General features: G+C 34.4%; 20 protein-coding genes and 1 pseudogene. 18 read left to right on the forward strand and 3 right to left on the reverse strand.

What is annotated here, in order from left to right; translation table 11 throughout:
• From X927_RS02880 to X927_RS02915, 9 genes and pseudogenes are all read left to right on the forward strand, one after another.
• Positions 1-657, forward strand: a complete 657-nt coding sequence (locus X927_RS02880; RefSeq protein ID WP_103076604.1) for a thiaminase II/PqqC family protein — start codon at positions 1-3, stop codon at positions 655-657.
• 13 nt (positions 658-670) lie between these two features.
• Complete coding sequence (locus X927_RS10140; RefSeq protein WP_169925108.1) at positions 671-814, forward strand: hypothetical protein; 144 nt, start codon at positions 671-673, stop codon at positions 812-814.
• Between the two features lies 1 nt (position 815).
• Positions 816-1652 (forward strand): hydroxyethylthiazole kinase, encoded by an 837-nt coding sequence (gene thiM, locus X927_RS02885; RefSeq protein WP_103076605.1) that lies wholly within the window; start codon positions 816-818, stop codon positions 1650-1652.
• Between the two features lie 3 nt (positions 1653-1655).
• Positions 1656-1982: an MTH1187 family thiamine-binding protein gene (locus X927_RS02890; protein WP_103076606.1), complete on the forward strand. Its 327-nt coding sequence runs from the start codon at positions 1656-1658 to the stop codon at positions 1980-1982.
• 29 nt (positions 1983-2011) lie between these two features.
• Positions 2012-2293 (forward strand): annotated as a pseudogene (locus tag X927_RS10410) (thiamine phosphate synthase); the annotation flags it as partial.
• A gap of 120 nt (positions 2294-2413) precedes the next feature.
• A complete protein-coding gene (thiE, locus tag X927_RS02900; RefSeq protein WP_211287798.1) occupies positions 2414-3076 on the forward strand; it encodes a thiamine phosphate synthase in 663 nt (220 codons plus the stop codon).
• Entirely contained in the window at positions 3066-3863 is a 798-nt protein-coding gene (thiM, locus tag X927_RS02905) for a hydroxyethylthiazole kinase (protein ID WP_103076607.1), read from the forward strand. Before thiE ends, thiM (X927_RS02905) begins: the two co-directional genes overlap by 11 nt.
• Before the next feature lie 27 nt (positions 3864-3890).
• On the forward strand, positions 3891-4868 hold the full coding sequence (locus tag X927_RS02910; protein WP_103076608.1) for a thiamine ABC transporter substrate-binding protein: 978 nt from the start codon (positions 3891-3893) through the stop codon (positions 4866-4868).
• A gap of 4 nt (positions 4869-4872) precedes the next feature.
• Positions 4873-6411 carry an ABC transporter permease gene (locus X927_RS02915; protein WP_103076609.1) on the forward strand — a complete coding sequence of 513 codons (1539 nt, stop codon included), beginning with the start codon at positions 4873-4875 and terminating at the stop codon, positions 6409-6411.
• On the opposite strand, the gene X927_RS02920 is transcribed toward X927_RS02915, so the two are convergent.
• Entirely contained in the window at positions 6408-7121 is a 714-nt protein-coding gene (locus X927_RS02920) for a hypothetical protein (protein ID WP_103076610.1), read from the reverse strand. The genes X927_RS02915 and X927_RS02920 overlap by 4 nt on opposite strands.
• 241 nt (positions 7122-7362) lie before the next feature.
• Here X927_RS02920 and X927_RS02925 point away from each other — a divergent pair, with 241 nt between their 5' ends.
• Genes X927_RS02925 through X927_RS02940 form a run of 4 tightly spaced genes read left to right on the forward strand, consistent with a single transcriptional unit; the run spans position 7363 to position 9195 of the window.
• Entirely contained in the window at positions 7363-7575 is a 213-nt protein-coding gene (locus X927_RS02925; protein WP_103076611.1) for a DUF2281 domain-containing protein, read from the forward strand.
• A complete protein-coding gene (locus X927_RS02930) occupies positions 7575-7952 on the forward strand; it encodes a type II toxin-antitoxin system VapC family toxin (RefSeq protein WP_103076612.1) in 378 nt (125 codons plus the stop codon). The genes X927_RS02925 and X927_RS02930 overlap by 1 nt, the downstream gene beginning before the upstream one ends.
• A gap of 50 nt (positions 7953-8002) precedes the next feature.
• Positions 8003-8365 (forward strand): encapsulin-associated ferritin-like protein, encoded by a 363-nt coding sequence (locus X927_RS02935; protein ID WP_103076613.1) that lies wholly within the window; start codon positions 8003-8005, stop codon positions 8363-8365.
• Positions 8366-8397: 32 nt separating this feature from the next.
• A complete protein-coding gene (locus X927_RS02940) occupies positions 8398-9195 on the forward strand; it encodes a family 1 encapsulin nanocompartment shell protein (RefSeq protein ID WP_103076614.1) in 798 nt (265 codons plus the stop codon).
• Positions 9196-9303: 108 nt separating this feature from the next.
• Here the strand turns inward: X927_RS02940 and dnaA are convergent, their stop codons facing one another.
• The gene (gene dnaA / locus X927_RS02945; protein WP_103076615.1) at positions 9304-10668 is read right to left on the reverse strand and encodes a chromosomal replication initiator protein DnaA; all 1365 of its coding nucleotides are present in this window, start codon (positions 10666-10668) and stop codon (positions 9304-9306) included.
• Between the two features lie 615 nt (positions 10669-11283).
• Here dnaA and X927_RS02950 point away from each other — a divergent pair.
• From X927_RS02950 to X927_RS02970, 5 genes are all read left to right on the forward strand, one after another.
• Positions 11284-12789: an ABC transporter substrate-binding protein gene (locus X927_RS02950; protein ID WP_103076616.1), complete on the forward strand. Its 1506-nt coding sequence runs from the start codon at positions 11284-11286 to the stop codon at positions 12787-12789.
• A 110-nt stretch (positions 12790-12899) separates the two neighbouring features.
• Positions 12900-13907 carry an ABC transporter permease gene (locus tag X927_RS02955; RefSeq protein ID WP_103076617.1) on the forward strand — a complete coding sequence of 336 codons (1008 nt, stop codon included), beginning with the start codon at positions 12900-12902 and terminating at the stop codon, positions 13905-13907.
• 13 nt (positions 13908-13920) lie between these two features.
• Positions 13921-14796: an ABC transporter permease gene (locus X927_RS02960; RefSeq protein ID WP_211287799.1), complete on the forward strand. Its 876-nt coding sequence runs from the start codon at positions 13921-13923 to the stop codon at positions 14794-14796.
• Between the two features lie 5 nt (positions 14797-14801).
• Positions 14802-15791 carry an ABC transporter ATP-binding protein gene (locus tag X927_RS02965; RefSeq protein WP_103076618.1) on the forward strand — a complete coding sequence of 330 codons (990 nt, stop codon included), beginning with the start codon at positions 14802-14804 and terminating at the stop codon, positions 15789-15791.
• On the forward strand, positions 15769-16797 hold the full coding sequence (locus X927_RS02970) for an oligopeptide/dipeptide ABC transporter ATP-binding protein (RefSeq protein WP_103076619.1): 1029 nt from the start codon (positions 15769-15771) through the stop codon (positions 16795-16797). Before X927_RS02965 ends, X927_RS02970 begins: the two co-directional genes overlap by 23 nt.
• Before the next feature lie 3 nt (positions 16798-16800).
• Here the strand turns inward: X927_RS02970 and murJ are convergent, their stop codons facing one another.
• Entirely contained in the window at positions 16801-18285 is a 1485-nt protein-coding gene (murJ, locus tag X927_RS02975) for a murein biosynthesis integral membrane protein MurJ (RefSeq protein ID WP_103076620.1), read from the reverse strand.
• Between the last annotated feature and the right edge of the window lie 3 nt (positions 18286-18288).

An 18288-nucleotide genomic window follows, 5' to 3' on the forward strand; every position in this document is an offset into this window, starting at 1 on the left:
ATGGATTTTTCTCATATTAAAGATCACACAAAAAAAGAATTAGAGAAATTAATTAACCATCCTTTTATGGAAGAACTCTATACTGGAGAATTATCTTTTGAGAAATTCGTATTCTTTTTAAAACAAGATTTTCATTATCTAGAGCAATCAATGAAAAATATGGGGATTTTGATAGCAAAAGCGGAAGATCTTACCGCCAGGAGGATGTTAATAAATATTTTATATAACGAATCAGAAATAGAATTTAAAAATTATTTAAATTTGCTTGATTTCTTGAATATAGATCCCTCAACATTAAAAAGTATAGATCTTACTAGAGCGAATATTGCTTATAGTAACTATCTTATTTCTCAAAGTGCACAAAAATCTTTTGTAGTTGGTATGGCAGCCCTTTTGCCTTGTTATTATAGTTACTTAGAAATATACCAATATCACAAAGACAAGCTTAGCAATAATGAAAATGATATATATTTAAAATGGGCATCGACTTATGATGAAGCAAAATACAAGAAGTTAGTTGGAGATCTAATTTATATTTTTGAATTATATCTAAATTCAGAAAAAGAAGAAGAAATAACCCGGGCATATAAAAACTCTCTTAAATTCGAATACGAATTTCTTGAAGACGCCTATTATCAAAAGATTTGGAAGCTTTAGAGAGATGAAAAATATGAATGTGAAGTTCCATGGAATAACTACTGAAAAATTTATACGAACTACTGCTTTAAGATACATTATGATAATCTTGAAATTCTATGAAAGTCAAAGCTGTATAAAGAAAAACAAAACATTTATTGAGATAGGGAAAAGATAAAATGATTAATAAAAAGGATATTCAAAACCAAATAATTCAGGCGGTTGAAATAGTAAGACGGGAAAATCCTATAGTGGGATCAATTACCAACACTGTAACAATTAATTTTGTGGCTAATGCTCAACTTGCCGTCGGTGGTTCCGCTGCTATGGTTTATTTACCTGATGAAGGTGAATTTTTGGCAAAAGCCAGTGAAGCTACTTATATAAACTTTGGGACATTTATACCACTTTATGAGCAAACTTTACCTCGTGTATCAAAAGCTTTGCATGAAGCACGAAAGCCATGGGTACTTGATCCGGTAGCAGTGGGTATCGGTTCCCTTAGAACTCAGCTTTTGCTGGAATTAAAAAAGTATAAACCTACTGTAATTAGAGGGAACGCTTCGGAAATTCTAGCATTGGCTGGCTTATGGGAATTAGAAGGTGGTACAGCTCTATCCACTGTTCGCGGTGTTGACTCAACGGATTCCGTAACTTCTGCTAAGAATGCGGCTGTTGCGCTGGCAAAGTGTACAGGAGGAGCAGTGGCCGTATCAGGCAAAACGGATTTAATAACCGATGGTTCCGTCATAGCCTTTTCTCATGGAGGGTCACATTTTATGGGGAAAATTACTGGGGCGGGCTGTTCGTTGGGTGGAGTCGTTGCGGTCTATGCAACGGCCGCTTCACCATTTATTGCGGCGCTTACTGCTAGTGCAGTTTATAATTTAGCGGGAACTCGTGCTGAAAAAAAGGTGGACGGTCCCGGTAGTTTTCAAATTCAGTTTCTTGATGAACTGTATAAAGCGAACGCGGGGGACATTGCTAACAATCCATTTGAAATTGAGGAGGTTTAATCTATGAATACATTAATTGCTGTTGCCATAGCACCTATTGGTATAGGTGATGAGCTTGCACCTAAAGTAGCTGAAGTTATAAAAGTAATTCGTGATTCGGGTTTACCTTATCACACAACTTCTATGTTTACAGAGATAGAAGGTGAGTGGGATGAAGTAATGAAAGTCGTTAAAGATGCAACATTTGTACTTGCTAACGAGGGTATCCGTACCGAAGTTGTTCTAAAAGCTGACATACGTCCTGGGTTTAAAAATATGATGAATGCAAAAGTCAATAAAATCAACGATATTTTGGACGGAAAAAATAATGAGCATCAGAAAAACATTTGATATATCGGAATACTTAGTTGTGGGCCCTGATAGAAGTTTGTCGGGAATACTTGGGAGAAGATTCAATTATTGGCTTATCGGCATGAACAAATGAGTTATTTGAATATATCAGAACTGCGGATGTATCTCAGATTGATTATTTTGATGCCGGTCTATAATTAGCTCAAACCGGGGTTCATGGTTTTTTCGTGGTCACCGCTGTATCTGAAGCTGATGATCCAAAATCGGCGGCCACTAATCTGGTAAAAGCCTGGAACTTATATTCTACAGTGGGCCATAAAGTTTTAAGTGAAAAACAGATTAAGATATGATTAAAGGAGTAATTTTTTGCTTTAGACAGAGTCAGACTGGACGCTATGCCGTCTAAGATGCAGAGAATCATTTTTAACCTTATTGTTCCGCTTATCAAAAGATTTGGAGGCTTTAGAGAGATGAAAAATATGAATGTGAAGTTCTATGGAATAACTGACAGATCGTATCTAAAGGATCAGAATTTGATTGACGCAATAGAAAAAGCAATAAAAGGGGGCATAACTGTACTTCAACTCAGAGAAAAAGAGTTAAATTCAAGGGATTTTTACTATCAAGCATTGAAGGTTAAAGAAGTAACGGATCATTATAGTATACCGTTGATAGTAAATGATAGAGTGGACATTGCTTTAGCTGTAGGAGCTGACGGTGTACACGTTGGGCAAGAGGATCTTCCTACAAAAATAGCTCGAAAGATCATAGGAAAAGAAAAAATATTAGGAGTATCGGTTGAAAATGTTGAACAGGCTATCCAGGCACAAAAGGATGGAGCTGATTATTTGGGAGTAGGTCCGGTGTTCCCATCTCCTACTAAACCAGAAGCGAAAACAATTAGCATCGCTGAAGTTAAAAAAATCAAGGAGTCTGTCAACATTCCTGTAGTAGCGATTGGGGGAATAACTGCTGAAAATTTATATGATCTCATGAGAGAAACAAATGTGGATGGCGTTGCTGTTATATCGGCACTTTTTTCAGGTGATGTTGAAGAAAATGCCATACGTATACGCAAGGTAATTGAAAAAGTTGAAATAGTTAACGAAAGGAGCCAAAAAGATGGTAAATAACATTTTAGATACAGTAAAAGTGAAAAAACCTCTGATACATCATATTACAAATATGGTAACAATAAATGACTGTGCCAATGTAACTTTAGCGGTAGGAGGGCTTCCAGTGATGGCCCATGCAATAGAGGAAGTCGAAGAGATGGTATCTAATTCCCAAGCGCTTGTACTTAATATTGGTACGTTAACTTTAGAACAAGTAAAGGCCATGATAAAAGCTGGGAAGAAAGCCAATTCACTTAATATTCCAGTCATCTTTGATCCTGTTGGTGCAGGAGCAACAAAAATAAGAACAGATGCTTCTAAAAAAATATTAGATGAAGTACAAATATCCGTTATAAAAGGGAACAAAGCAGAGATTGGTATTCTAACGGGTTCTGGTGGGAAAATCAGAGGTGTAGAAGCGGAAAGTAACGATGAAAATATAGAGTCATATAAAAACTTTGCAAAAGAGTATCATTGTATAGTTGCAGCTTCAGGTGTTACAGATATTGTTAGTGATGGTAATACAGTGTATAAAGTTGATAATGGGCATTCTATGTTAGGGACTATCTCAGGTACAGGTTGCATGTTAACGTCTATTATTGCTAATTTTTGTGCTGTGGAAAGTAATCATTTACAGGCAACCGTTTCAGCAATGGTTGCATTTGGACTAGCTGGTGAATTAGCTGCTTCACGTTCAGAGGTGAAAGGTCCTGCTTCTTTTAAAGAAGCGTTCTTTGATGAAATATATAACTTAACAGACGAAAAATTAAGTAGGGGTATAAAGGTACGTGGAGAAGTTAACTAAATAAATATTTAAAAGAGGTGAGTTAAGGTGAAGAAGTTTTTAGCGATGTTGGGTGTTATAGTTGTTTTGTTATCTTTTGCTTTTTCTGAGGAATTGACTGTCTATATTTACGAAAGTCTCAGTTGGATTGAAGAAGGAACGATTCAAAAGTTTGAAAAGATGAACGACTGCGATGTAAAAGTGGTAAAATTGGGTGATGCAGGTAACGTTCTCACACGGCTAGTTTTGGAAAAGAAAAATCCTCGAGCGGATGTAGTCATTGGGCTTGATCAATCGCTTGCTGCAAAAGCTATTGAAGAGGATTTATTGATCCCTTACAAACCAAAAAATATTGAAAATGTTAGAGACAAAGCGTTGTTATTTGATTCCCAATATAATGTAATTCCTTACGACTATGGAGCTATAGCCATTATTTACGATCCAGAAAAGATACAAGATGAATTAGAATCTTTTGAAGATCTAACTAAATATAAAAATTCGTTGATAATACAAGATCCAAGAGCATCAAGCACTGGTCAAGCTTTTTTACTATGGACAATAGCCGTGTATGAAAATGAGTGGAAAGACTTTTGGGAAAGACTTATGCCTGCAATATTAACAGTAAGTCCTAGCTGGGATGATTCCTTTGCAAAATTTGAAATTGGTGAGGCACCCATGATGGTCAGCTATGCAACTGATAGTGCATACTCACAATATTACTATGGATCTAGTAAGTACAAGGTTTTTATCCCCAAAGAAGGTGCTTATGTTCAGATAGAAGGTGCCGGTATCGTTAAAGGTACTGATAATTTAGATTTAGCTCAGAAATTCATAGAATTTATGTTGACAGAAGATTTTCAAAAAGAAATACCTTTAAAACAATGGATGTTCCCAGTAATTGATGTTGAACTTCCTGAGGTTTACCAATATGCAGTGGTTCCCGAAAAAATTCTGACTATTCCAGCCCAAGAAATTTCAAACAATTTAGAAAGATGGCTGAAAGAATGGGAGGCTCTATTATACTGAACTTATGAACAATAGAAGAAGCAAGAATTTACTGTTTATTTTATTTTTGTGTTTGTGGTTAATACCTTTTTCTTTTTTATTTAAAGATTTTTTTCGTTTAGAAGGTTTAGCGAATTTCTTGGATCCGCGTACGTGGCGGATCCTTGGTTTTACTTTTTATCAAGCTATTCTTTCATCTGTGTTGTCATTGGTTATAACTTTAATTCCAGCGTATTTTGCTTCAAGAAATGAAGGGATCATATCTAAATTATTAGATAATACCATTTTTATTCCTTTCTTTTTCCCACCCGTCTCGGCAGTTATGGCTTTCACTCTTGTTTATTCTTCAGTTGGTATTCTTTCAAAATTGGGTTTTAGTTTAGATATTATGTACACTTTGAAAGCAATAATATTAGCCCATGTCTTTTATAACTCTCCCATATTTGTTCGTTACATATCGGAAGCTCTTAGAAGAGTACCTGCAAGTTTTATAGAAACAGCCAGTATGGAAGGAGCGGGGAAGTTTAAAACTTTTATAAACATAGAATTACCTTTGATAATTCCGTCCATTTCTAGGGCTTTATTTTTAGTATTTACATATAACTTCACGAGTTTCGCGATTGTTTTAAGTTTAGGTGGGGTAAAATATTCAACTTTGGAAGTGGCTATTTCTACAACATTGAGAAGTACACTGGATTTTCCCAAGGCTTTGTCTTACGCATTGATTCAACTCTTAATCCTTACGATTCTTAATATCTTTATATCAAAATTTGAACCTATCTCTTTTGAATATGAACCATTATCTCAAAAGAAATCTGGATATTTAAGTAGGACACTATCCATCTTTTACTTGATCTTTGAATATTCAATTGTTTTGGTAGGCATTGCAGCTTCTTTTTTTGATTTTATAAATATGAAATTTGATATATCTTCATTTCTGAATTTATTTTCTAAAGAATTGAATCGTATATATCCAGTGGTTAGATCAATCTTAAATTCCTTTTTAGTCTCGACAGTATCAGCTTCCTTTGCCGTAATAACAGCATATTTTCTATTGAAAAATTACAGTAAACTCATAAATGTGAGCGTAATGGCCACTTTGGGTATATCATCAGCATTTTTAGGTATGGCTCTACTTTATTTAAATATATTGTTTGATATTCCCTTCGTATTGTTATTGATCCTGGGATATTTCTTAATAACCATACCTATCGCGTATTCATTTTTGTTCCAACCGATACGCGGATTTGACAATAAAATAGTTGAAGCCGCAAAGATAGACGGGGCAAACAAACTAATCATCTTCCTCAAAGTAGAGTTACCCCTTCTGCTTTCTTCGTTTACAAGTGCCTTTCTTCAGATATTTGCAATAATTTTTGGTGAATTTACCATCAGTTATACTATGCAAGTAAGGGATTACTTTCCCCTTGTCAGCGTGGTTAACTATTCTCTTTCCTCAGGAAGATTATACCAAGAAGCAAATGCTTTAAGCGGGTTGAATATAATTTTAATCTTCTTTATCTTTTATATAAGCAATAAGTTTGCAAAAAAATCAGGAATTTAAATGTTATCTTTTTCTACTACAGCAATAGCAAACTCAGTAATAAAATATGCTTTCATCATATAATATTTTTCGTTTTCCTCATTACTTAAAATCTCTTCAAACAATTTATCGTTAGGAATATTAAGTTTATTCCTCAATATAACTAACATATTGAATTCTCTAATCTCGTCTATTTCAAAATATTTCACGAGTCCAGTAGCCTTTAAATAATTATTTACAGCAGTTTTTATATAATTGTATATCTTTTGTTTTATTGGTAAAAATTTAAAAAAGTTGTTTCTCATCAAACTAGCAATTTTCATTGCGCCAATCTTTCTAATAGATAAAAGTTCAAAAACATTGTCATATTTAAAATTAATATACATTCCAAAAAATTTTCCGCTCAATCTCCCTTTGGCATCTTTTTCTTTCAACATCTCACTGTTGATAGTTAATGCAAACGGAAATATAGTTATAGTCTCTAAAAAGTTATCAAAATTAATTTCTAAATCATCGATATTGTAATTTAATTTTTCCTCAACTTCTGACCGTACACTGATCTCTGCTTCTTTGAATTTGTAAGCCGCCTCTTTTAAATTTTCTATAATTTCATCCATTTCACTGGGATCTGCATTTTTTAAAAATTCAAGATTAAATTTTTGAAGCTCAGGGTGTTCCTTAAACAATCTATCTAAAAATTTTTTAAATTCTTCTTCATCGTAATCGCTCATAATACATTCCTCCAAGCAAAGTTTCAATGAAAATATTTCTCTTCCACATTAATTATAACATACATTGTGATTTATCTAGGAATTTTTTGAAAAAAATAAAAAAATGGTATAATTTTAAATGAAAAAGTAAATTTGTAGAGCAGGTTGCGTTCCTAATGGGTGCGGTGGGCAGCGGGGCGAAGGGGCGCTATATAAAGAGTTTCTAGAAATAGTCAATCAAAAATTAAAGGAGGTAAAGATCATGCATGAAAAAGAAATCGAGGAAAAAATTCAAAAGCTTCCCGAAAATTTGAGGCGAGAGGTTTTAGATTATTTGGACTTTTTACTAGGTAAATATCAAGGCAGAGAAAATTCAAGAGGTAAATTCAAGTTCGACTGGGAAGGAGGCCTATCAGAGATAAGAGAGGAATTCACTTCTGTTGAACTGCAACACAAATCTTTGGAGTGGAGATAATGTTTTTAGTTGATACGAACGTATTTTTAGAAATTCTCCTCAATCAGGACAAGAAAGATGATTGCAAGGCGTTTCTCAATAACAATATCGGAAATCTCAACATAACGGATTTTTCCCTGCATTCTATCGGCGTAATCCTGTTTAGATATGGCAAAGAAGATATCTTCCGGAGATTTGTTGAAGATGTCATGCCTAACACCAAACTTCTTTTTTTACCGATGGAGCTATACAGAGAAGTTGTAAATGTAAGAAAAATCCTGAAATTAGATTTTGATGATGCATATCAATATAGCATAGCTAAATACCATGGATTGAAAGTAGTTACAATGGACAAGGATTTTGAGAGAATAAAGGATGTAGAAACTTTGTTTTTATAGGACATTACTTAACAGAGCAGTAAATCAAAAATTAAAAGGAGGGAAACTAAATGCAAGATTACCATGAACCTTATGAAGAACTAAGTGACAAAGATCGTTCTTACGTCTATGCATTAAACAGTTTAAAAGAGGAGATAGAAGCGATAGATTGGTACAACCAAAGGGCAGCTGTTTCTAAAGATCCAACCATCAAAGAAATTATGGAGCACAATAGAGATGAAGAAATTGAACATGCGGTAATGCTTATCGAATGGTTGAGAAGAAACATGAATGGATGGGATGAAGAACTGAGGACTTATCTTTTCACAGAAAAACCATTGCTGGAAGTAGAGGAAGAAGCTGTTGAAGGAGAAAGCAAAGTAGAGTCTTCTTCAAATAAAAAAGGTGATTTAGGACTAAGAGGATTGAAGTAGAAAAAATACTAAAGATGAAGGAGGGGTAAAAAATGGATTTTCTTAAAAGAGAGTTAGCTCCGATAACTGAAGAAGCTTGGGAAGAATTAGACGAAAGGGCAAAGGAGATTTTTAAGAACAAATTAAAAATAAGACCAATTATTGATGTAGAAGGTCCTTATGGATGGGATTATTCTTCATACAATTTAGGTACTAACGAACTCGTTGAAAACCCAAGAGATGGATTGGGATGGGGAATAAGACAAGTTTTACCTCTAGTAGAGATTAGAAACCCATTTGTTTTGAAACAATGGGAGCTTGATAATATCGAAAGGGGTTTAGAAACTCCGGATTTGGAAGGGTTAGAAACCGCTGCTAAGCAGTTGGCTTCATTTGAAAATAAATTAATTTTAAAAGGTATAGAAAAAGCCAATATAATTGGCTTACAAACGTTAGCTAAGCAGAATTCTGTAGAAAGTTCCAAAGAAAGCGTAAAAGATTTTGTTAAATCCTTATTTGAAGTAAAAAAAAGGTTCATGGAGCAAGGGATTGAAGGGCCATATACTTTAGTGATTAACAAAGAAATATGGCAAGATTTATTTTCTATGAATCTATCGTATCCTTTGGATTTAGTTGTAAAAGAAATTATAGATGCCAAAGTGAAACCTATGCATGATGTCGATGAAAGTTTTGTAATTTCTAATCGTGGTGGAGACTTTAAATTAATTTTAGGACAAGATATTTCCTTAGGATATGATAGCAAGTTCGATGAGCAACTCAAATTTTTCTTCACTGAAAGTTTAACTTTCCACGTAGTAACGCCGGAAGCTATAGTTGGATTAGAAATGTAACTTACTTTTAAAACATTTGCTGAAACAACCTGATTATTATAAATAAAAAAATCGGCCTCAATTTGTTCTTGTTTAAATCATATAATTTGAGGCCGATTTTTTCTATTTTTATAAAGTAAGAATCCCTTTTTCGTCTTCCAATTTGTTCTTGATATTATTGATCTTATTTTTTATCATTTCATTTCCCATCAACAAAGAATGTTCTATTTTTTTGATGGAATGAATAATAGTGGAATGATTTTTATCTAATTTTTCGGAGATATCTTTCGTTTTCAACTTCATAGTAGTCTTAAAAAGATAAGCTAAAACTTGACGTGCTAATGCTATTTCTTTTTTTCTGGATGATGAGAAGATATCCTTTCTATTAATATTAAATTCAGCAGCGACCAAATCTATAACGGTATCTATTTTGACAGTTTCCAGAACTTCTGGTGATTGGAATCTAACTTTGTTTGCGTTCATTCTCATCATTGAATTGACTATCGTTTTTGCAGATTCAATATTCACTGGCGCACCCGAAATTTGGCTTTGCAATAGAAGGTTCATAATAGCGCCCCGAAGTTTTCTTAGGTTTTTATCGACATGTTCAGCTAAATAATAAGCAACATCATCGGTTAATTGAAGAGAAATCATTTGTGCCATTTTCTTGGCTATTAAGTACTTCGTTGCCTTATCAGGTGCTTGTATATCAGTTATCAAACCCATTTCAAATCTACTTATTAATCTGGGATGAAAGGTTGCCAATTCATCAGGTGTTCTATCGGAACATATTACTATCTGTTTTCTTGAGTTAAAAAGAGAATTAAAAGTATGGAAAAGTTCACTTTGTACGGTATTTTTTCCAATTAAAAATTGAACATCATCTATCAATAAAAAATCGACATTTCTTCTAAAGCGTTCTCGGAAGTTCTCCATATCACTTGCTCTTATTCCATCCATCATTTGATTCATAAAATCCTCAGCAGTTACATACTTCACCTTCAAATCAGGGGCATTTTCCATCAAAAAGTTCCCTATTGCATGTAAAAGATGTGTTTTACCTAGTCCAACATCTCCATATATAAATAAAGGATTATATTTGCCAGGATTCTTGCAAACTTCCAAGGCTGAATAATAAGCTATCCTATTGGAATTTCCCGTAACAAAGCTATCAAAAGTGAATTCAGGATTAAACTCTGATAGTTTCAAAGGCCTGTTTTTTATTATTGGACCATTTACTGCATTTTTCTGTTCTTTACTAATGGGTATTTCTTTAAAAATAACTTCTAGAGGCTTTCCAGTAATATTATTTATAGTTTCTTTTATTATTGAACCGAATCTTTTCTCGACAGCCTCTTTAATAAATAAATTTCCCAATCCAACAACGACCTTTTTATCGTCTAATTCCAAAATTTGAGCCGTTGTAAGCCAGTTATTCCAGGTATCTCTAGACATATTGGAACGTAGTTTTTCTATTAGTTCATGCTTTTCCATTATTTTCACCCCTTGGAATAAAACCCAATATATACTTTATCATAAGGGAGAAACTTAATCAAGAAAATTTTTGATTAAAAATCTGATTAGACGCTATTTATGCTTGATATAGAACTTAAAATTTTTAGATCCCTCGTCTTCAAAAGATTTAAGAAGCAAATTGTGGAACGCAAATTGTTAAATCTTTGTTTTAAAAAATAGAAATGTATAATATACAAACGTATTAATTTTAGAATAATAAGAAGTGTTAATATATATTATGTTAATTTAAAATAACTTAATTTAAGAATAGATCTATTTAAAAGTTAGAAAAGGTTCAATGCTTAAATCCAATCTTCTGATATTTTTTGTTCCTTCTCCCGCTAGTTATGATTTTTTATTGTTACTTGACTCTTAAAGATATTAATTGTATAATAGAGATAATTAATTTAATTTAAATTAAGTTACCAATCGAGGCTTTATTTTTGAAATTTTTGTCAATATGAGACGTGCTGTGAAATTTTTTTCATATATCTGTAAAATTTGTCGCAGATTTAATAAGAAATGTTATAAGGTATTGTTGCAGAACAAGTGTTTAAGTTTTTCATATCAGCATATTTTACGAGGAGGGATTTTATGAAAAAGTATTTGGTAAGTTTATTCGTTATGTTGGTTTTATTTGTCGGCGTTTGGGCACAATCTACCATAGTTGTTGGTACCACAGACAAAATTAGAACTCTAGACCCAGCTTTGTGTTATGACTACTTTTCCAGTAATATTTTACAAAATGTTTTATCTGGACCAGTAGACTACAAGGTTAATTCCACGGAAATTGAGCCAAATTTATTCGAAAGTTGGGAAGTATCTGAAGATGGATTAGAGTATCTTTTCCACGTTCGAAAAGGTGTAGTTTTCGAAGATGGAACCCCTATAGATGCATCCGTATTTAAATTCTCCTTCGATAGGGTTATAAAACTTGGAGGAGATCCTGCATTCTTACTTTCGGATATAGTTAAAACAACCGAAGTGGTCGATGATTATATCTTCAAAGTAACTCTCGAGTATCCTTTTTCAGCTTTTGTTTCAGTATTAGGTTACACTGTTGGCTGGCCTGTCAATCCAAACATATTCTCAGCAGATAGTTTTTATGATGGAGCGCCTTCCGCTTCTGGTCCATACAAAGTCACCGAATGGATAAGGGACGTAAGAATTACATTGCAAGCAAATGACAAATATTTTGGTGAAAAACCAAAAACAGATAGAATCATCATTTTATTCTACGAAAACGCTGCAACGTTGAGATTGGCTTTGGAAACCGGTGAAATAGATATTGCTTTCAGACATTTAGACCCAAGAGACATACAAGATTTAAAAAGTTCTCAAAATGTTCAAGTTATCCAGGGTGAAAGTCCACAAATCAGAATGCTAGTATTCAATGCACAGAAAGAACCTTTCGACGATCCTTTGGTAAGACAAGCGATTTCCTTGGCTGTTGAAAGAGATGTAATCGTTGAAGATGTATTTTTGAATATGGCATCACCATTATATTCTCTTGTCCCAATGGGAATGTGGAGTCACGAAGATGTCTTCCAAGAAGGAGATCTTGAGGCTGCAAAACAACTTCTGTATCAAGCTGGTTACGACGAAAAAAACAAACTAGTGATTGATCTTTGGTACAGCCCTACTCATTATGGAACAACCGAAGCAGATGTAGCCCAAGTTTTAATGGAATCCTTAGAAAAGACAGGAATTATCGATATCAACTTAGAATATGCGGAATGGGCAACCTACGTTGACTATTTTTTAAACGGAACTATGGGTATGTTCTTATTGGGTTGGTATCCTGATTACATAGACCCTGATGATTACCTCTGGCCATTCTTAAGTGAAAGTGGAGCTAGATCGATGGGTAGTTTTTATGTTAACCCAATAACTGAAAGTGTGATGAGAGCAGCAAGAGTAGCGACTGACCAAGAAGTTAGATCTCAATTGTACAAATTGGTCCAACAAGATCTAGCTTTCAACGCACCATACGTTTCACTTTGGCAAGGTGTAGAAACGGTAGCTGCCCAAAATAATATTAAAGGAATTTTGTTGGAACCTTCTCAGGTCTTTAGATATTATTTGCTTTACAAGGAATAATTTTTTCTTAAAGTTCTTTTGAAGATTTGAAACTAAGACAATTGCCCCGATTTATTTAATAATCGGGGCAATTTTGAGAAAACCAACCTCAGAAAAGAAGGGTGATCTAAGTGTCTCTGAGAAATTATATTATTGTGAGAATCTTGTTGGCAATCCCCATGCTTTTTGTTCTTTTAGTAGTTATATTTTTCGTTATTAGGATAATTCCCGGAGATCCTGTTGCAGCAATGTTAGGTGGGAGAGCCTCTCAAGAGGTTATTGAAGCCAGGAGAGCAGAATTAGGACTTAACGATCCCATACTGATTCAATTTTTTAAATATGTAGGGGGGCTATTCAAAGGTGACTTGGGAACTTCAACAATGACGGGAAGGCCCGTACTTGATGAGATATTAGAAAGATTTCCTGCCACACTTGAATTAACGATTTTTGCATTTATTATAGCTGTAGTTATAGGGATCTTTTGGGGTTCAAAAGCCGCACAAAAAAGAGACAAACCCATAGATATAATTGCCAGGGGATTTTCGATGCTTATGTATGCTGTACCGGTATTTTGGTTTGGTCTGATGATGCAATTCATTTTTGGAATGCAGTTGAAATGGTTACCCATTGCCGGGAGGATCGGGGCTACAGTTCAATTTGAAGAAATAACAGGTTTGTTTTTACTGGATTCTCTTTTAAGAGGGAATTGGACAGCTTTTTGGGATGTCTTACAACATTTGTTGTTGCCTGGTATTACTCTTGGCTTAGTTATCTCGAGTATTTTTTTAAGAATGGTTCGAAATAATACAATTTTAACGTTAACCTCTGACTATGTTAAATCTGCTAAAGCAAGAGGGATACCTGAAAATAGAATATTGTACAGACATGCTTTAAGAAATGCTTTAGTTCCTATTTTAACGGTCATGGGATTACAGCTTGCACTATTGATGGCTGGAGCTGTTTTAACTGAAACAACTTTTTCTTGGCCAGGGATTGGAAGTTATCTCATCATGAAAATCAGATACAGAGATTTCCCCGCTATTCAAGGAACGATAGTCTTTTTCGCTATTTTTGTAATAATAATTAACATTATAGTAGAAATTATCAACGCCTTAATAGACCCAAGGGTAAGGTACTGAGGAGGGTATAAAATTGGAAGAACATAAATTCATTTCATCGAAGATTGGAAAGAGCTTCTCCAGATTCTTTAGAGGTTCAAATGCTTGGCTTACCTTCATAGGTATGGTTATTTTGATTTTTTATATTTTCTTGGCCATTTTTTCTCCTCAAATAGCTCCTTACGACCCTACAGAAAGGGTTGGAAGATCTCTAACTTCTCCTAGTAGTGAGTTTTGGTTTGGAACGGACAATCTTGGCAGGGATGTGTTTAGCAGGGTTGTTTATGGAGCTAGAATTGCCTTAACAATAGCTTTTGTTTCCGTAGCAATAGCTTCAGCAATTGGTATACCGTTAGGTTTATTATCGGGATTCGTGGGAGGAATATTCGATAGAATAATGACCATAGTTATGGATGCTATATATTCCTTTCCAGGTTTAATTCTCGCCATAGCGATAGCTGCATTTTTAGGGCCAGGTATTATGAATATCGCTATTTCCATAGCCGTTGTTTACATACCCACATACTTTAGGGTCATTAGAAATCAAGTATCTTCAGTAAAAAACGAACTTTATGTCGATGGAGCCAGAGCTATAGGTGCATCAAACTTATCTATTTTGGGAAGGTATATACTTCCAAATGTACTGCCATCCGTTGTGGTTGTTCTTTCAATGAACCTGGCAGACGCCATAATGACAGAAGCTGGATTGAGCTTTTTGGGATTGGGAATAGCTCCTCCAACTCCCGATTGGGGTTTTGATTTGAGCAATGGTCAAAGATTTATTTTGAGTGGTGCTTGGTGGGCTTTGACATTTCCAGGTGTTGCTATAATGACTGTTACACTCGGATTTTCTATGTTCAGTGAAGGTCTAAACGAGATGCTGAATCCAACAATTAGGGAAAGAAGGTAGTAAGCGTGCTTGAAGTAAAAAATCTGAAAGTTTATTATAAAAGTGAAGATGGGATTATAAAAGCGGTTGACGATGTTAGTTTTAATGTAAAAGATGGGGAAACACTTGGACTAGTGGGAGAATCAGGCTGCGGGAAATCCACCTTGGGACAAGCTATAATGAAAATATTGCCTTTAAATGCACAATTGTATGGAGAAATTAAATTAAATGGTCAAAATATAACTACAATGAACGAAAAACAAATGCGAGAAATTCGTGGTAGAGATATAACCATGATCTTTCAAGATCCGATGACTTCCCTGAACCCAATTATGAAAGTTAAAGACCTATTTGTTGAGATTGTGAAAGCTCATTTTCCTGATATATCTGAGCAAAAAGCTATAGAAATGGGAGGTAGTGTCCTAAAGGATGTGGGAATAGACCCAAGCAGGATGAATCAGTACACATTTCAATTCAGTGGTGGTATGAGGCAAAGGGTGATGATCGCACTAGGATTAGTTTTAAAACCATCTTTTGTTATTTCCGATGAGCCAACTACTTCATTGGATGTAATAGTTCAAGCTCAAATAATAGAGTTGATGAATAAATTAAGGGACGAATATCAAATGTCCATGTTGCTTATAACACATGATTTAGGTGTAGTTGCTCAACTTGCAGATAAGATTGGAGTTATGTATGCCGGTCATTTGGTAGAAATATCTTCAAAGGAAAATATTTATTACAATCCCAAGCACCCTTATACAAAAGCACTTTTAGAGTCGATTCCGAATACAGATATCAACGACAAAGATTTAAAATATATACCCGGAAGTCCTCCAGATTTGGGTAAACCTCCAAAAGGATGCCGATTCGCTCCGAGGTGTGAGTACGCAATGGACATCTGTCATGAACAAGAGCCTAACAGCTTTTTAATCGAAGGCTCAGAAGTTAAATGCTGGCTATATGAAAATTCTCAAGATTTAAAACATGTAAATGTGGGTGGTACTAGTGACTGAAAATGCAATTTTAAAAGTTGAAGGTTTAAAAAAATATTTTCCTCTAAAAAGATCAGTGGGTGAAGTTTTAACTAGAACCCCTCCTAAATATGTAAAGGCGGTAGATGAGATTGATTTTGAAGTAAAAAAAGGTGAAACTCTTGGTTTAGTTGGTGAATCAGGGAGCGGAAAAACAACTACAGGTAGGTTAATTACAAGATTAGAAGATCCTACTGAAGGAAAAATTTTATTCAAAGAAAAAGACATCAGTACATTAACAAAAAAAGAACTAAAACATGTAAGAAAAGAGATTCAAATAATCTTTCAAGATCCACTTGCAGCCTTGAACCCTCATATGAGGATTGGTGAGGCTGTGATGCATCCTCTACAAATACACAATATTGGGAAAGACCGTTCCGAAAAACAGAAGCTTGTTATGGAAATGTTGGAAAGGGTACAGTTATCACCAGCAAGTGAGTATTATTACAGATATCCTCGTGATTTATCTGGTGGCCAAAGACAAAGGGTTGTAATAGCTAGGGCTTTGATCTTAAAACCTACCTTTGTAGTGGCGGATGAAGCAGTTGCGATGTTGGATGTTTCTGTTAGGTCTCAATTGTTACAACTGATGATCAACTTAAAAAATGATTTTGATTTGACTTATCTTTTCATCACACACGATTTAGCTACGACTAAATATATTTGTGACAGAATAGCCGTAATGTACTTGGGCAAAATTGTCGAAGTTGGAAATTTTGAACAAATATACACAAAACCAAAACATCCTTACACTCAAGCTCTAATATCAGCGGTTCCTGAACCTGACCCTAAAAGCAAGAAAGAAAGAATAATACCTCAAGGAGAAGTTCCAAACGCCGTTAATATCCCCACAGGTTGTAGGTTTCATCCTAGATGCCCATATGCAAAAGAGATTTGTAAAATTCAAGAACCCACTTTGAAAAATGTTGAAAATCAACAAGTTGCTTGTCATCTATATGATTCGGAATACGAAAAGAGTGTCATTTAGACCTTATTTTCTTTTAAAGAAAAGGTTTATAGCTAATTTTAACTTTTTTGAACCTATAAGGTACGCTGATAAGAAATAAACGAGGACGCTTAGAGCAATTAGAAGAACGACTAACAGTCTAGAATCAAAAAATCCTTTACTAGTCACGATAAATATAGACATAACAGCGCTTGCGATGAAAATTTTAAGTATTTCTATCCAATCTTCACCAGTCAAACCTTTAATAATATTGAAACCTGTCATGAACATGCCGATAATACCGGAAATAGCAGTTGCAAATGCGATACCTACAACACCATATCTGAAAGCCAACAAAACATCGAGAGTCGCGTTCACTAAAAGCATTAACACTGCCACTAAAGAAGGATATCTTGTATTTAATTTAGAGTGGTAAGTTCTGATAAAGATAGTATGTAAAGAATAAAATGGAAGCCCCAGAGAATAATATAACAATGTTTTTGCTGTTATTAACGTATCTTCAAAAGTAAAACTACCGTGTTGATATATCAAAGCCACGATCTCATTGTTTAAAAATATCAAACCGAACATTGAAGGAATTGCAAAGAATAAAGTTAGTTCTATACTATCTTTCAAATTCTTGTTGTATTCTTTTTCATCTTTAATACTTGAAGAATACGATAATTTAGGTAAAAGGGCGTTTGCAACACTTATGGCGAATATGCTTAAAGGGAGCTGATAAATTCTTAGAGCGTATTGAATGGTCGAAACACCTCCCGTACCGGTCCATGTTGCGATATTGGTATCAACCAATGTATTCAAGGAAGCCACAGCTACTCCTAATAATGCGGGACCGAACAAATTCATTATACTTTTCAGATCTTTGAAATTAAAATCAAGTGTCATCCGGAAATGAATCTTTCTTAAGATATAAAAAACTAACAAAAACTGTAAAATTCCTCCTACTGTGAATCCTATAGTTGGTCCTAATATTCTTGGGGAAAAGTAAGAAGATAAAAAGATAAACACGACACTGCAAAGGTTAGATAAAGCCGGAGCGAATGCAGGTCCAAAATAGATATCGTTACTATTTAAAACGCCTGTAGCTACTGCCCACAAAGAGATAAAAATTATGAAGGGATATGTAATTTTCAACAAATAAGAGGTTAATTCCATCGTTGATTCAGACAAGCCAGTTCCCAAAACTAAAACTATTTGGTCCGAAAAAAAATAAACAGGTATATATAATGAAACAGTCGTTATTAATACAAACCATATTGTGGTGCTGAGAAAAACCTGAGAATCTTTTCCTTGTTTTCTTGTAAACAAAGGAATAAAAGCTGAGGAGAGGGCTCCATCAGCGAAGATTTTCCGAAGAAAGAAAGGAAGAATAATTGCTACTAAATATGCATCGTACTCTGCACTAATTCCAAAATAATGAGCAAAGGTAGCATCCCGTAAAAGGCCTAATAATCTACTTATAAAAGTTGCCAAAGAGAAAAGAAATGTATGCTTCAACAATTTCGACATCCA

Origin of the sequence: Petrotoga mexicana DSM 14811, from assembly GCF_002895565.1 — a bacterium.
Classification (GTDB): domain Bacteria; phylum Thermotogota; class Thermotogae; order Petrotogales; family Petrotogaceae; genus Petrotoga; species Petrotoga mexicana.

Excerpts from the sequence above, each read along its gene's own strand:
- X927_RS02920 (WP_103076610.1), bottom strand. The coding sequence starts at position 7,121 with ATGAGCGATTACGATGAAGAAGAATTTAAAAAATTTTTAGATAGATTG.
- thiE (WP_211287798.1), top strand. The coding sequence starts at position 2,414 with ATGAAAAATATGAATGTGAAGTTCTATGGAATAACTGACAGATCGTAT.
- X927_RS02915 (WP_103076609.1), top strand. The coding sequence starts at position 4,873 with ATGAACAATAGAAGAAGCAAGAATTTACTGTTTATTTTATTTTTGTGT.
- X927_RS02970 (WP_103076619.1), top strand. The coding sequence starts at position 15,769 with ATGTGGGTGGTACTAGTGACTGAAAATGCAATTTTAAAAGTTGAAGGT.
- X927_RS02880 (WP_103076604.1), top strand. The coding sequence starts at position 1 with ATGGATTTTTCTCATATTAAAGATCACACAAAAAAAGAATTAGAGAAA.
- X927_RS02935 (WP_103076613.1), top strand. The coding sequence starts at position 8,003 with ATGCAAGATTACCATGAACCTTATGAAGAACTAAGTGACAAAGATCGT.
- X927_RS02940 (WP_103076614.1), top strand. The coding sequence starts at position 8,398 with ATGGATTTTCTTAAAAGAGAGTTAGCTCCGATAACTGAAGAAGCTTGG.
- X927_RS02890 (WP_103076606.1), top strand. The coding sequence starts at position 1,656 with ATGAATACATTAATTGCTGTTGCCATAGCACCTATTGGTATAGGTGAT.
- dnaA (WP_103076615.1), bottom strand. The coding sequence starts at position 10,668 with ATGGAAAAGCATGAACTAATAGAAAAACTACGTTCCAATATGTCTAGA.
- X927_RS02950 (WP_103076616.1), top strand. The coding sequence starts at position 11,284 with ATGAAAAAGTATTTGGTAAGTTTATTCGTTATGTTGGTTTTATTTGTC.
- X927_RS10140 (WP_169925108.1), top strand. The coding sequence starts at position 671 with ATGAATGTGAAGTTCCATGGAATAACTACTGAAAAATTTATACGAACT.
- murJ (WP_103076620.1), bottom strand. The coding sequence starts at position 18,285 with ATGTCGAAATTGTTGAAGCATACATTTCTTTTCTCTTTGGCAACTTTT.
- X927_RS02925 (WP_103076611.1), top strand. The coding sequence starts at position 7,363 with ATGCATGAAAAAGAAATCGAGGAAAAAATTCAAAAGCTTCCCGAAAAT.
- X927_RS02930 (WP_103076612.1), top strand. The coding sequence starts at position 7,575 with ATGTTTTTAGTTGATACGAACGTATTTTTAGAAATTCTCCTCAATCAG.
- thiM (WP_103076605.1), top strand. The coding sequence starts at position 816 with ATGATTAATAAAAAGGATATTCAAAACCAAATAATTCAGGCGGTTGAA.
- thiM (WP_103076607.1), top strand. The coding sequence starts at position 3,066 with ATGGTAAATAACATTTTAGATACAGTAAAAGTGAAAAAACCTCTGATA.